We start from the raw sequence: 14,100 nt of genomic DNA, 5'->3' as shown, positions 1-14,100 counted from the left end.
TTTAGATGTTGTATATATCTTTAAAATTAGAAAGATAAAAAGTAAGTTTTTTCGGAAAATTTAATTGGAAACTATTGACTTTACGATTGAATTTTTAATACAATGGTATTTCGACTGAAAAATTAGAACGGACAGGAGGGAATCGTCGAAATGAGCAACATATTTGAAGATGAGTTACAAAAAATGAAGGATACTTTACACACGATGGATGAGCAATTGGATAAGCTTGAAAAAATCCCAGTTTATTATGGAGAAGATTTTAAAGAGCAAATTCTTGAAAGTATGAGAGAGTCTAATAGACAAAATTTACGTATTGGTGTGCAAGAGCCGTACTTTGGAAGGTTAGATTTTCAGGAAGATGGTAAAGAAGCAGTTATGCCGATTTATATTGGAAAAGTAGGGGTTTCGGATATGGACACGATGAAACCAATTATTATTGATTGGAGAGCACCTGTCGCAAGTATGTTTTATTCATTTACCGGTGGAGAAGAGTTAGCATTTTATCAATCACCAGATGGGTTAGTAGAAGGTGATGTGTATTTAAAACGAAACATTTCCATTCGAAAAAGAGAACTTGAACGTGTTGTTGATACATATGTAAAAGGAAATGAAGATGTATCGCATGCCGATGATTTTCTTCTATATCGATTAGGTGAGAATAAAGATAATAAGCTAAAGGATATTGTTTCAACGATTCAATCGGAACAAAATGATATTATTCGTGCGGAAAGAAACTTGCCATTATTAATTCAAGGGGTTGCAGGGAGCGGAAAGACAACAATCGCTTTACATCGCCTTGCTTTTTTAATTTATGAATATCGTGAACAACTAGAAGCAGAAAGAATGATCGTATTTGCGCCGAATAGTCTGTTTTTAGACTATATTTCGAGTGTACTTCCTGAATTAGGTGTAGGGAATATTAGTCAAACAACGTTTTCGGATTGGGCATTACGTACGTTAGAGGGTTCAGTGAAACTAAAGCAGACAGAAGAAAAATTGAAAGAAGCCTTTTCAATTAATCGCGATGAAAGAAAGATTATGATCGGTAAATTAAAAGGTACGCTAGAATTTAAGGCGTTTATAGAAGAAAGAATGACTCAATTTGAAAATGATTTAGTGCCAACAAAAGATTTTGAGGCATGGGATAAAGCTGTTATTCCAGTGGAAGACGTTAAAAAATGGATGCAAGTGGAATATAAACATTATCCATTAAAGAAGAGAAGAGAACGTTTAGTCGGCCGTATGAAACGTTGGATTGAAATTGAACTTAAAAAGTATGGAGAAACAAACGAGAAAAAGTTACTAAAAAAAGAAGCAACAAAGAGATTGAACACCTATATGAATTTTTGGCCAAAAATGAGCCCACTTTCACTATACAGTTCAATGTTGAAAAGCAAAGAAATACTCGAAGTATTACCTGAAGAACTTGTTCAAGAAACAGAAAAGAGTTGTCGTAAAAAAGAAGTGTATGTAGAAGATTTACCAGCTTTAATATACATACATCATCGTATAACAGGGATTGAAATCGGGCAGAAGTTTCATCACGTTGTTATTGATGAAGCGCAAGATTTTTCGCCTTTCCAAGTTTATGTATTAAAAGAAATTACATTAGGTAATTCTTTCACTATATTAGGTGATTTATCGCAAGCGATTTATGATTACCAAGGAATTGAAGATTGGAATGCTTTTAAGGAAGTATTCCAAGAAACCGGTTATTATGAATTGACAAGAAGTTATCGTTCTACAAAAGAAATTATTGAATTTGCAAATGAAATAATTAAAAATGCAGAAATCCCAGTAGGACTCGCAACACCAGTCTTCCGCAGTGGAGAAGATGTAAAAGTAATTCATGCAGAAAATCAATTTACTGAAATTGTGAAGACGGTAAAACATTTGCAAAATGCAGATGTGAAAACAATTGCGGTAATCGGAAGAACAGAAGATGAATGCCGTGATATATATGTGAAATTAACAAATGCAGGATTAACGGTCAACGTAATTGAAGCAAACCAAAGTAAATATGAAGGTGGTATATCAGTAGTACCTGTCTATTTAGCGAAAGGTTTAGAATTTGATGCGGTGCTTTTAATTGATGTGGATGAAGAACATTACAAAAACACAAAACATGATGCAAAATTACTATATGTCGGATGTACGAGATCACTTCATGACTTATGGATTTTCCATAGTGGAGAAGTGTCACCTTTAATTAAAGGATTAAAATAAAGTAAAACTATAATCAGTGGGGAGTTTTACTGCAAGCTAATGTGGGATAAATATAAAAAGAGGATTTCTATTACTGTCTACTTAACAGGGAGATGACTATGAAGATCCTCTTTTTATATTGAAATTAATGTTCAATTTTAAACGAATAAAGCCATTAATATTAAATTTTGATAGCTATCATCCAATTTTACACCCTTTGCTTTTCTACCCTCTTCAAAGAAGCCTAGATTCTTATATAACTGGATTGCACCTAGATTATCTTCCATTACCTCAAGACAAACTTTTTCAATCTTACTGTTATTTTTAGCCCAATTGATTAACGTTTCTAGAAGAGCTCTTCCAATACCATAATTTCGATATTCAGGTAGTATGGTCATCGCAAAAGCCCCTTGATGACTAATTTTTTCTTTGTTTCCGTTCTTAAAATCTATTGCACCTACTAACTTACCATCAACTTCAGCAATAAACTGTACATAATTTGGATTTTCATGATAAGCTTTTAACGTTTTTTGAATAGCATCGATACGCACCTTTTTTAAATCCTCAACCGTACTTAGCATGTATGGAGCGTTTATTAAAGCTTTTGAAGCAGAATCTAGTATTCTTTCTGCATCCTGTTCTTTAGCTTCTCTAATTATTACTGTTTTTCCATCCTTAGATTTATAAGTAAAAACATTAGTTGATAAGATACTACACACACCCTTTCGGAATATAATTAATTAAAATTTTCAACTGTTTCGCGATTCTTAAGTAAGAAAAAGTTGTATCACCTTTTTCTGCAATCGTTCTGCTTCAACTTAATAACGATTATTTCAAATATTTCTAATTTTTACAAGGATTCATTCCATTATATAGTCCGATTGTTGAATAACATGACTGGCGTTTTTTAAACAATTTTATTATGTTTTAAACAACTTTATTATCTCTGTACAAGATGAATTAACGACTTGAGCTGTTGTGTAAATAATATACAATGACCATTTCTAATTCCTTAGTTTGTTCTTTTTCCCATGTACGAACAGCATCTACTGGAATTTGTGTATGTTTTAACCAATCTAGAATTAAGTGTAGTTGTTCTTGTATTTGACCAATGTTTTGCTCCTTTATGTTCTTATTCTGAATTCTATTAATTAATTGAAGCATATAGGGAAGTTTTTCTATACATTCGCTTAAATCTCCGCAATAACCTGAAGGGAATTCATGTGTACCAAATTCTAAAGTATGGATGTAATTAGAAACTAGGTATATCATAGCTTCTTGTTCGGTATCACCACCTAATTCAATCGCTTTTCGAAGGAATTTTTCTAAATCGTCATCTTTATTGCTAGAGTCCATATAAATTCCTATCCATCTAAAAGGTCTTGAATCAATCGGGTTGTTTTCTGTCCATCTATATAGAATGTCAATTAGAAAACTATTTAGTGAGAAAGTTAAGACCTCATCTTTTTCGTTTAATGCATCTAAAATAGTAAACAACGAAATGGCAAACTCTTCTTGATCTTTTGATTCCCATTTCTTTGCATTTGAAATAAATGTCTCTAAATGTTTATAAGCTAATTTTCGAAGTCCCGCTTCGCGATGCTGACAGTAACAAATAAAATCATGCCAATGTTCATTTGTATTCATATGTATAATAATAGTTTGTAATGCAGTGAGAGGTTTATCCATTATAAGTCCCCAATCTATTAAGCACGTGTTGAAAATTTAGTGTTATTATATCATTACATAAATTAAAGTGGGAAGAATTTAAGATGGATTTTATTGGTCGCGGGATCCAATTGATTGGTAATGTAGCAGTTCTAACAGGACTCATTATAGACTTTGAAGATGAAACGTAAAAAAAGTTATTATGTTTATCTGGATATTAAGGTAATGCAACATTAGTATTTATTTAATTTTTAGAAAACATAGACTACAACATTAATAAATGGTATAATTTCCTTGTTATTGGAATTAAAATGAAAATATTAGAAGAAAAAGGATAGGATTGGTTTTAATGGGGGATTCTGATCACAAAGAAACAAAGGCAATATTAAAGTTATGGTTTATTTATATACCACTTGCATTTGGAGAGTTTGTCTTTTCGAATATCATAGATTATTTAAAAAAATAAAGATTTTGCATTTGAAAAACAATTAACCTAATTTAATTGTTTTTTTATTTTTCTCTAATAAACCAAACAAAAATAAAGATTTTGAACAAGATGAAGTTTATGAAGGAAATAACGTTGATTAGGTGCTGAAAACGGGAATCATTCAAGCATGGTAATTCGCCATTTTTATAGCTTCCTATAGTGAAATGTTATGTTCACATCATATGTATACGATATTTGTAACTTAATATAGCATTACTGGAACTTCAAAATTAGTAGTTAAGGTTGCTACCTTTTAGAGTGCTATAGATATATAACTTAGCTAAAAAAGCAAAAATCATATAATTTGCGCTTTTTATTATCCGTTTTTTGGTAAATGATTATAGTTTTTGTCACATTAATACTGTACGATACATAGTATAAAACACATACTGTATGACATATAGTAATGGAAATGAGGTGAGTGAATGGATACTTTATTAAACTCGTTAATTACTGAGTTAAGAAGAGGGACATTAACGTTAGCTGTTTTAAGTCAATTAAGAACGCCGCAGTACGGATATTCACTTGTCCAGTTATTGGAGCAATCAGGGATTACAATTGATCAAAGTACTTTATATCCACTACTTCGCCGATTAGAAAAGCAGGAGTTAGTGACGAGTAGTTGGGATAAAACAGAGAGTAGACCTCGTAAGTATTATGTTTTAAGTGAATATGGATTAGAGATATTTTTACAATTGAAAAAGCAGTGGGTAAAGGATTCGAAAGAACTTTATAACTTATTAAAGGAGGAGGACGAAAATGAGTTTGATTGATATGTATGTCCATGAAGTTGCGAAGAGATTGCCTGAACAAAATCGTGAAGATATTACACTTGAACTACGGTCAACAATAGAGGATATGTTACCAGACGATTATAATGAGAAAGATGTGAAGAGTATACTCGAAAAATTGGGAAGTCCAGTTTCATTGGCTAATGGGTACTTGGATAGACCAATGCATTTAATTGGACCACGTTATTTTGATGTATATACGACGCTATTAAAAATGATTATACCAATTGCAGCTGTTATTGCGCTCATTTCAATGGTTGCAGAAAATTTTATAGGCTATAATGGTGATCAAGCGGTATTAAATGTTATTTTACAATTGATAGGTAAAGGTATAGGGGAAATTTTTGAAGTGGGTCTCCATGTATTTTTCTGGTTAACACTTGTATTTGCTATTTTAGAAAGAACTGATAAAGAAAAGGATCCACACCCATTAACAACAAGCTTAAAAAAATGGACACCAGATGACTTGAAAAATGTTTCGTATATCCCGAAGAAAAAGGCGATTTCAAAGTTTGAAGTTTTTGGAGGTTTAATGTGGACAGCAATATGGGCTACACTTTACTTTTATGCGAATCATCTTGTAGGCGTATATCATGGTACAGAAAACGGATTGAAGTTTGTCGCGCCAACGTTTAATCAAGATGTTTTGCTTCAATACTGGCCCCTAATTTTGGTTATGATCGTTTTCGAAGTAGCTATATCACTTTATAAGTTAGTACAGGGACAATGGACGAAAAGGTTGGCAATTGGAAATGCTATTCTTCAAGTAGTCGGAACAATCATATTCATTGTAATTGTAGTAAATCCACATTTATTAAACGCAGGATTTATTACGTATTTGGCAAATGCATTTACTATTTCCCCAGAGGAGTTTAAAACGTGGCTCATTGGGGGAGGAATTTTCTTCTACATGTTATCTGCTGCAATAAATATACTTGATGGTTTCCGAAAAGCTAGTATTCGTATGTAGATAAAAATCGGAAATTTCGATAAAATAAAACTATTGAAAAGATAGTGAAATAAGATGAACATGATGAAAGGAAGAAAACAATGATAAGGGAAGCAACGAAAAGAGATTTAGCATACATTTTAGATATTTATAACGATGCGATACTTTATACAACAGCTGTATATGCGTATAAACCTGTAACCCTTGAAAATAGAATAGATTGGTATGAACAAAAAAAGGCTGAAGGGTATCCAATTTTCGTATATGAATTAGATAATAAAGTAGTAGGATTTGCGACATTCGGCCCATTTAGAGCGTGGCCTGCTTATAAATATTCAGTTGAACATTCTGTGTATGTAGATAAGGCATATAGAAAAAATGGCATTGGGTCTTCATTAATGAAAGAATTAATCAAAATTGCAAAGGAAAGAGAGTATATGACCTTAATTGCTGGAATTGATGCAGAGAATGAGAAAAGTATTGCCTTGCATCAAAACTATGGATTTATTCATGCAGGAACAATAAAAAAAGCTGGTTATAAGTTTAATAAATGGCTAGATTTAGCTTTTTATCAGCTGGAACTTAACGGTCCTGAAAATCCTATAGAAGAATAAATATTTTTCGGTAGCAAGAAAAAATTCATGCTACCTTTTTCTTATTTTAATAGCTAATGAAAAGTTTTTTTACATTCAATGTTGAAATATTAGAAGTTAATATAACGATATAAAAAGAGGGATGGAAATGGAAACTGTTATAAATAAAATAAAAGAGGTACAATCTAATTATGTGGGAATGGCAATTTATTCTACAAAAGATAATCGGATAGTTGCTTCATATAATAATGAATTAAATATTCCGTTAGCATCAGCAGCAAAATTAGTCATTGGATTTGTAGTAACGCAAATGGTGAAGGAAAATAAACATAATTGGAATTATACTTCATCACATTAAATTTAATCCGCATGAAGATAGTGCGCAGTTATATCCGCATTTACAAGGAAGAACTTCTTTAACACTTAGTCAAGCGGTAGAGGTAATGATTGCTTGTCATGATAGTTGCGTTGCACAGTCAGTTGTAATGCACTGTGGTGGATGGGATGCTGTGAAAATGTACGCACAAACGTACTTTTCAAAAATTTATATACAAGAGAATGCTAGAGATGAGAAAAATGTTGGAGAATTAAGTGAAGTTCTTGCCCTTTTCATACAAACCTTTCAAGGTTATAAATCAGAACCAGAATTATGGGAACCAATTATTAGCGGCATGGTAAGACAGCAAGGAGAGTATGAAGAAATCCCATATTATCATTTAGCTCATATGACAGGTGGATTACTCACAGCTACAATAAATATTGGTATTATAGGAATGTTTAACGAATTTCCGCTTCTTTATGTGATGGGGGGAAAAGATTTACCGAATCGACGTGAAAATACAGAGGTAGATGAAGCTTTTGCAGCAGTTTTAAAGTACATATACAAAGAATATAGTGAAAGCATGCTAGGAGTGAGCGATTGAAAAGAAACTTAAAGACTTCAACAATCATTATTTTAATTTTAACGATTATTGCTCTTGAAGTTGGAATCGCACTATATGATCACAATTTGTCATTAGATACAATTTACTTTGCAGCGATCCTTATTTGTATTGTATTGCTTTTTGGCACACGTGTTTCTGGAGAGAAAGAAAGTACATCGCAACGAGGAAGAAGAAAAACAGCTCTTATATTTTGGCCATCTATTTTATTGTCTATCGTTTGTTTTGCGGTTATAAGTTACATAAGGGTAGGATATGTCTCTGTACCAGGTATAATTGGCTTTTCATGTTTTGTTACATATGGTGGATTCGTATGTATTAGTATTTTAAAGAGAAAAAATAAAATGTAGATTACTAAGCTGAAAGGAAGCAATATAAATGAAACATATAAAGAACGGTACACGTACTGAAGGAGAATATATTAAAAATAAAGTTATTCAATATAATATGTCCATCTTAACAGATGAGGCAAGACAGACGATGGAAGAAGTACGCCTCGTAGTAAAAAATGAAGAAGGAAAAATTTTTGGTGGCGTAACAGGTACGATGTATTTTTATCACCTTCATATCGACTTTTTATGGGTTGATGAATCAGTTCGTCATGACGGTTATGGCAGCCAACTTTTACATGAAATTGAAGGGATTGCGAAGGAGAAAGGGTGTAGATTAATATTGCTAGATTCATTTAGTTTTCAAGCACCAGAATTTTATAAAAAGCACGGTTACAGGGAGTATGGTGTCGTTGAAGATCATCCGAAAGGTTATAGTCAGCACTTTTTTGAAAAGAGATTATAATAATATTATGTATACTGTTTGATAGGAGAAAGAATATGTACACGTATAAATTGCAACAAGAACAACCAATCTGTGCAGAAAAAATAAAAAAACTTTATGATTCTGTCGGTTGGTGGCCAGAAAGAAAAGAAGTCGATATTGAAAAAATGTTAAAGAATAGCATAGCCATTGGAGTATGGGAAGAAAATGAATTAGTTGGATTTGCTAGAGTCGTTTCTGATGGTATTTTTCGAGCATACATTGAAGATGTTGTCGTACATGAGAGTGTAAGAAATAAAGGTATTGGAGAGAAGATGCTTACAATGTTACTCGAGGAAATATCTCATATTCATATTGTTAGTCTATTTTGCGGAGAGAAGCTAATAAAGTTTTACGGTGAGCAGCAATTTCAAGCAACGAAGCAAATTGTGATGCATCGTAATCAAACAGGGAAGAATAAGAGGTGCCAATTAAAATGAATGCAACAAGAGCGTACTGTTTATCGAAAAGAAAAGCGACAGAAGATTCTCCAGATGGTTGGAGTGCAACATGTATGAGGCTTAATAATAAAATATTTGCGATAGTAAATCATGAAGAAGGCGAAAAAGCTGCGATTACATTGAAGTGTGATCCAGAAGTCGCATTAAGAATAAGAGAAGATTATCCAGAAACCATTATTCCAGGGTATCATATGAATAAAAAACATTGGAATACTGTTTATATTCATAAGGATATAGAGCAGGAGCAAATTAATAAAATGATTGATTGGTCGTATGATTTAGTACTACAATCATTTTCAAAGAAAAAGCAGCAGGAGTTAATAGATTAATATGTATTAGGAGTGTGTGTAATGAAAGATTCTATTAAAGATACGTATGATAAATTAGCGAGTACATATAAAGAAAATCTAGATTTCGCAAATCCATATAACAGTTATTATGAAAGACCGGCGATGATGGAGCTTATTCCAAAGGAACTAGAAGGAAAAAAAGATACTAGATGCTGGATGTGCAGCTGGATGGTATACTTCTCAATTCATAAAAAGAGGAGCAAATGTTACAGCAATTGATGTAAGTCCTGAAATGGTAAAAGCAGCAAAAGAAAATATAGGAGAAGAAGCAACGTTCCTTTGTCATGATCTGCAAGAAACATTGCCATTTAAAGATAATACATATGATGTGATTGTAAGTTCATTAACTCTTCATTATATAGAAAATTGGAATCAAGTATTTCAAGAATTTCGTCGTGTATTGAAGCCAGGTGGAGAACTTATATATTCTATTCATCATCCTTTTATGGATTTCACAAAGTTTCCATGTGAAAATTATTTTGAAAAACAGTTATTAATAGATACTTGGGTTAAACCGAATATTACTATTGAAGTCAAGTTTTTTAGAAGATCATTACAAGACATACTAAATGAAACTACAAATTATTTTGTATTAGAAGAGATAGTAGAACCGAAGGCAATTGAAAAAATGAAAGAAGTAGACGAAAAATCATATTATTATCTAAATACGAATCCACATTTTCTTATCATTAAAGCAACTAATAAATAGCTAGTAAAATAACTTTGTTTTACTAGCTATTTACAGTTTTACATTACATATTAGGGGACTTTAAAATGAATACGAAACGAAATAGAGTAGTATATGCACTATTTACTATAGTTATTATTATTTTAGGTCTTAGCTCAAGAAAGTTTTCTTTTGCACTACCACATCTATTAAATGATTACTTAGGCGATGCTTTATGGGCATTAATGATTTTCACTGGCTTTGGATTTTTGTTTCCTAAAACAGAGACGAAGAAGTTGGCTTTTATTAGTTTAATGTTTTGCTACGGGATTGAAGCGAGCCAATTGTATCATGCGGAATGGATAGATAGCATGCGTGCAACGACTTTGGGCGGACTCGTGTTGGGATACGGTTTTTTGTGGAGTGATTTAGTGGCCTATACAATTGGTGTTGGAGTGGGAGTACTGTGTGAGGTTATTTTTCGGAAGACATAAGAATTGTAAAAGGGGTATTTGTAAATGGAACAAGCACTGGAAATTGCAAAGTTTTGGTTTCAAAATGAACATGTCACAGCTACTGTAATTCAACAAAAAGTAGCGAAGGTTATATGCAAGAATAAAGAGTATATTTTAAAGAAAACAGGATCAATAAAGCAACTTCTAGTTGAATTCGATGTTTTGAAGCAACTGTATGAAAAGGGAATTAAAGTACAGAGAGTAGTAAAGACAGAAAATGATGAACAATATGTATTATATAAAGAAAAATATTATTGCTTATATGAGTATGTTGCCGGAAGTGTTTTAGAAATAAAAGATACGAATAAGCTGGAAAGGCTAGCAAGTACAATTGGAGAAGAAATAGCTAATCTGCACAAAGCATTACATTCGGTGAATAGTGACCATGAGTTAATAAAAAGAGATTTATATAGGATGGCATTTGAATGGGCTATACCGATTTTAGAAAAGAATGAGTATGTTCATCGAGAGGTAATTCAAAAGATGGAGCGAATGCACGCAGCTTTCAAGGAAACGGTCCATCCATTACCGAGACAAATTATTCATCGTGATATGCATCTATCAAATGTAATCTTTAAAGATGATAAACTGGAAGGGTTTATAGATTTTGAGATTTTAGAAAATAATGTAAAAATATTTGATTTATGTTATTGCTGTACAAGTATATTAAGCGAGCTATTTAGTGATGAAAGATTAAGAGGGAAATGGTTACATATCGTTAGCAAAGTCTTTGAAGGTTATTATAAACAAAATGATTTAACGAAAGAAGAACTAAAAGCTATTTGGTATGTTATGCTTTCAATTCAAATTATCTTTATTGCTTATTTTGTCCAGTTACCAGATTTATTAAAGTTAAATGAAGAAATGTTCTTCTGGATTTTCGCTAATAAGGAAACTATTGAAGAAGTTATAGAAGGTATCGTAAAGGTATGAAAAAAATAATATTAATTGGTTCTGGTGGTTCAGGAAAATCTACATTAGCAAGGCAGTTAGGAAATAAATTAAATATTAAGGTGCATCATCTTGATGCATTATTTTGGAAACCGAATTGGGAAGGTGTTCCGAGAGAAGAACAAATAACAGTTCAAAATAACTTAATTAAAGATGAGAAATGGATTATTGATGGGAATTACGGCGGGACGATGGGTATAAGACTGAATGCAGCTGATACAATTATCTTCCTTGATATTCATAGAACAATTTGTGTTTATAGGGCTTTTAAAAGAATTGTAAAATACCGAAATAAAACAAGACCAGATATGGGCGCAGGATGTGAAGAAAGATTTGATTTGCAATTTTTTAAATGGATATGGGAATATCCTAATGCTAAACGACCTACAATTTTAAAAGAGTTAGAGCAATTGCCGGAAGAGAAAAAGGTTATTGTTTTAAAATCTCCAAATGAGGTTCGGAAATTTTTAGAGCACATATAATTATAGAATGTAACACAGAAATTCTTTGTGAATCTTACCGATTAGTTTAATAAAACTAATCGTTTTTTATTATGAAAAATTTAACGCTTTTTGAAAATTGTATTTTGTAATGAGTATATGACTTTAATTTCATATAAAATGAACGTTTGGAGGAATAGAAAATGACTAACGATTTAATTCAACTAATCGATTCATTAATGGTCAATATTCCAGCTGGAGAGGTAGTATTAAGAGATGATCGAATAAAAAAAGAATGGCTAGTACAAATTCAACCATTTCTTCTTGCAAAGTATGCTGTAACAATGGAACTATATGATGCTATTACAAATAGTACATTAAATAATTTTGATAAAAATCATAAACCAGTTGTCAATATTTCATGGAACGATGCCATTGCGTTTTGTAATGTACTTTCAAAAAAAGCGGGATTAAAAGAATATTATTCTATTAGTGATGGTGGTCAAATTGTGAAATGTAATTTAGATTCAAATGGCTACCGATTACCATCTGAGGCGGAGTGGCAATATGCATGTAAAGCAAGTACAACCGGATATACATACGGGAAACTTCATGATATAGCGTGGTATAATGAAAATTCAAATGGAGAGATTCATGACGTTGGCCAAAAAGAACCGAATGCATGGGGACTTTATGATATGCTAGGGAACGTTTGGGAATGGTGTTATGATTTGTATGATGAAACAGTGTACGGATCATACCGCATTTTTCGTGGTGGTAGTTGGGCTGAAACAGCGAGAGGGTGCGGCGCTACTTGTCGTCGTCGAAGCCATCCTACATTTCATATAGATGATCTCGGTTTTAGACTTGCTAGGTCAATTTAGTAGGAACATGATACGAACAGCTAGGAAAAGAGTATGGAGAGAATCCGTACTCTTGCCAACATAGAAATGATTTAACGTAAGGAGTGTTTATTATGGCGCGTGTTTTATTTATTAATGCTGGATCAGAAGGACATATAAATCCAACTTTACAAGTTGTAGATGAATTGATTTCTCGTGGTGAAGAGGTCGTTTATTTTTCAATAGAAGCTTTCAGGGAGCGGATTGAGAAGACAGGTGCTACTGTACGAACGATTGATGATCAAAAATTTATAAAAGCGTTTCTATCTGGAGGCAGAAATTATTTACAGGAAAGAATAAATGGCCTTCTACATACAGCGGATATTGTCATACCTAGCGTTCTAGAACAAATTGAAGGTGAACATTTTGATTACATAATTCATGATTCTATGTTTGGCTGTGGCCATTTAATTGCTCAAATCCTTAAACTTCCAGCCATAAATTCATGCACATCTTTTGCGCAGGATGAAAAATCCTTTGAGCAAATGTTAGGTCATCTATCAAAAAATATCCCAGTAGAAATTTATGATAAAATACAGAATGATTTTCAAAACTTAACGAAGGGAATTGCTGAAAAATATGGTGTTGAAATAAAATCATCGTATGAAGTTTTCTGTAATCCTGCACCCCTTACTATTGTATATACAATTAAGGAGTTCCAGCCTTTTGGTGATACGTTTGATGAAACATATAAATTTGTAGGACCATCTATCTCTGCACAAATGAAAAACAGAGACGTTAATTTTACTTCAATTGAAGAAAAAAGTCCGATTTATATTTCATTAGGTACTGTTTTTAATGAAGCGATTGACTTTTATAAACTGTGTATGAAGGCCTTTGAGAATAGTGAGCATACAATTGTTATGTCTATTGGTAATAAAACAAAAATAAGTGATCTAGGCGAAATTCCTAAAAACTTCATTGTGAAAAACTATGTACCCCAAACTGAGCTGCTTACATATACGAAACTATTTATTACACATGGCGGGATGAACAGTGCGCATGAAGGACTGTATAACGGGGTTCCGCTCGTTGTAATACCGCAAAGTGCAGATCAGCCAGTAGTCGCAAAGCAAGTGGAGAGTCTTGAGGCGGGAGTTCAGTTACATATGAAGGAATTAACTGAAGAGCAACTACGTGAAAATGTGGAACTAATTTTAAATAATCCTTCATATAAAGAAGTTGCTTTGAATTTGAAGGAATCTTTCCAAAAATCAGGTGGATATAAGGAAGCTGTTGATGAAATTTTTATATTTGTAGGTCAGTGAAAAAAATGAAATTCTACATTAGAAAAGCATCTAAATAGGATGCTTTTTATTTAACTTTATAATTCTTATTTTTAATATCTAGTATGGTTAAAACTAAGG

At 32.4% G+C, this 14,100-nt stretch carries 15 protein-coding genes and 2 pseudogenes; 15 read left to right on the top strand and 2 right to left on the bottom strand.

The window, feature by feature from the left end; all coding sequences use genetic code 11:
• Positions 1 to 150 precede the first annotated feature (150 nt).
• Positions 151 to 2,226, top strand: coding sequence for a HelD family protein (locus tag N2V79_RS13650; protein WP_242806272.1), 2,076 nt, complete (start codon positions 151 to 153; stop codon positions 2,224 to 2,226).
• A gap of 137 nt (positions 2,227 to 2,363) precedes the next feature.
• Here N2V79_RS13650 and N2V79_RS13645 read toward each other — a convergent pair whose 3' ends face one another.
• Complete coding sequence (locus N2V79_RS13645; protein ID WP_000337117.1) at positions 2,364 to 2,924, bottom strand: GNAT family N-acetyltransferase; 561 nt, start codon at positions 2,922 to 2,924, stop codon at positions 2,364 to 2,366.
• Positions 2,925 to 3,165: 241 nt separating this feature from the next.
• Positions 3,166 to 3,894, bottom strand: coding sequence for a hypothetical protein (locus tag N2V79_RS13640; protein ID WP_242806274.1), 729 nt, complete (start codon positions 3,892 to 3,894; stop codon positions 3,166 to 3,168).
• Positions 3,895 to 4,785: 891 nt separating this feature from the next.
• Here N2V79_RS13640 and N2V79_RS13635 point away from each other — a divergent pair.
• The 14 genes and pseudogenes from N2V79_RS13635 to N2V79_RS13570 all read left to right on the top strand — a co-directional run bounded on the left by N2V79_RS13635 (position 4,786) and on the right by N2V79_RS13570 (position 14,001).
• Positions 4,786 to 5,133, top strand: coding sequence for a PadR family transcriptional regulator (locus N2V79_RS13635; RefSeq protein ID WP_000380296.1), 348 nt, complete (start codon positions 4,786 to 4,788; stop codon positions 5,131 to 5,133).
• Positions 5,120 to 6,121, top strand: coding sequence for an HAAS signaling domain-containing protein (locus N2V79_RS13630; protein WP_242806276.1), 1,002 nt, complete (start codon positions 5,120 to 5,122; stop codon positions 6,119 to 6,121). The genes N2V79_RS13635 and N2V79_RS13630 overlap by 14 nt, the downstream gene beginning before the upstream one ends.
• 80 nt (positions 6,122 to 6,201) lie before the next feature.
• The gene (locus N2V79_RS13625) at positions 6,202 to 6,714 is read left to right on the top strand and encodes a GNAT family N-acetyltransferase (protein WP_000617522.1); all 513 of its coding nucleotides are present in this window, start codon (positions 6,202 to 6,204) and stop codon (positions 6,712 to 6,714) included.
• Between the two features lie 127 nt (positions 6,715 to 6,841).
• A pseudogene (locus tag N2V79_RS13620) lies at positions 6,842 to 7,616 on the top strand (serine hydrolase).
• Positions 7,613 to 7,984 (top strand): hypothetical protein, encoded by a 372-nt coding sequence (locus N2V79_RS13615; protein WP_000827997.1) that lies wholly within the window; start codon positions 7,613 to 7,615, stop codon positions 7,982 to 7,984. The pseudogene N2V79_RS13620 and the gene N2V79_RS13615 overlap by 4 nt, the downstream one beginning before the upstream one ends.
• A 28-nt stretch (positions 7,985 to 8,012) precedes the next feature.
• Positions 8,013 to 8,429, top strand: a complete 417-nt coding sequence (locus tag N2V79_RS13610) for a GNAT family N-acetyltransferase (protein WP_061457337.1) — start codon at positions 8,013 to 8,015, stop codon at positions 8,427 to 8,429.
• A gap of 35 nt (positions 8,430 to 8,464) precedes the next feature.
• On the top strand, positions 8,465 to 8,887 hold the full coding sequence (locus N2V79_RS13605; RefSeq protein WP_242806277.1) for a GNAT family N-acetyltransferase: 423 nt from the start codon (positions 8,465 to 8,467) through the stop codon (positions 8,885 to 8,887).
• Complete coding sequence (locus N2V79_RS13600; RefSeq protein ID WP_197242566.1) at positions 8,884 to 9,237, top strand: MmcQ/YjbR family DNA-binding protein; 354 nt, start codon at positions 8,884 to 8,886, stop codon at positions 9,235 to 9,237. Before N2V79_RS13605 ends, N2V79_RS13600 begins: the two co-directional genes overlap by 4 nt.
• A gap of 21 nt (positions 9,238 to 9,258) precedes the next feature.
• A pseudogene (locus N2V79_RS13595) lies at positions 9,259 to 9,967 on the top strand (class I SAM-dependent methyltransferase).
• Between the two features lie 65 nt (positions 9,968 to 10,032).
• On the top strand, positions 10,033 to 10,419 hold the full coding sequence (locus tag N2V79_RS13590; protein ID WP_001093456.1) for a ribosomal maturation YjgA family protein: 387 nt from the start codon (positions 10,033 to 10,035) through the stop codon (positions 10,417 to 10,419).
• A gap of 24 nt (positions 10,420 to 10,443) precedes the next feature.
• Positions 10,444 to 11,373 carry a phosphotransferase enzyme family protein gene (locus N2V79_RS13585; RefSeq protein WP_069358081.1) on the top strand — a complete coding sequence of 310 codons (930 nt, stop codon included), beginning with the start codon at positions 10,444 to 10,446 and terminating at the stop codon, positions 11,371 to 11,373.
• On the top strand, positions 11,370 to 11,873 hold the full coding sequence (locus N2V79_RS13580; protein WP_000720561.1) for a DNA topology modulation protein: 504 nt from the start codon (positions 11,370 to 11,372) through the stop codon (positions 11,871 to 11,873). Before N2V79_RS13585 ends, N2V79_RS13580 begins: the two co-directional genes overlap by 4 nt.
• Positions 11,874 to 12,034: 161 nt before the next feature.
• Entirely contained in the window at positions 12,035 to 12,715 is a 681-nt protein-coding gene (locus N2V79_RS13575) for a formylglycine-generating enzyme family protein (protein ID WP_000180345.1), read from the top strand.
• 92 nt (positions 12,716 to 12,807) lie between these two features.
• Positions 12,808 to 14,001, top strand: a complete 1,194-nt coding sequence (locus tag N2V79_RS13570) for a macrolide family glycosyltransferase (protein WP_340719962.1) — start codon at positions 12,808 to 12,810, stop codon at positions 13,999 to 14,001.
• Positions 14,002 to 14,100: the final 99 nt, after the last annotated feature.

It is taken from the genome of Bacillus sp. CH_70 (genome assembly GCF_038007045.1).
Classification (GTDB): domain Bacteria; phylum Bacillota; class Bacilli; order Bacillales; family Bacillaceae_G; genus Bacillus_A; species Bacillus_A cereus.
This window is presented reverse-complemented; position numbering and strand designations above follow the sequence as displayed.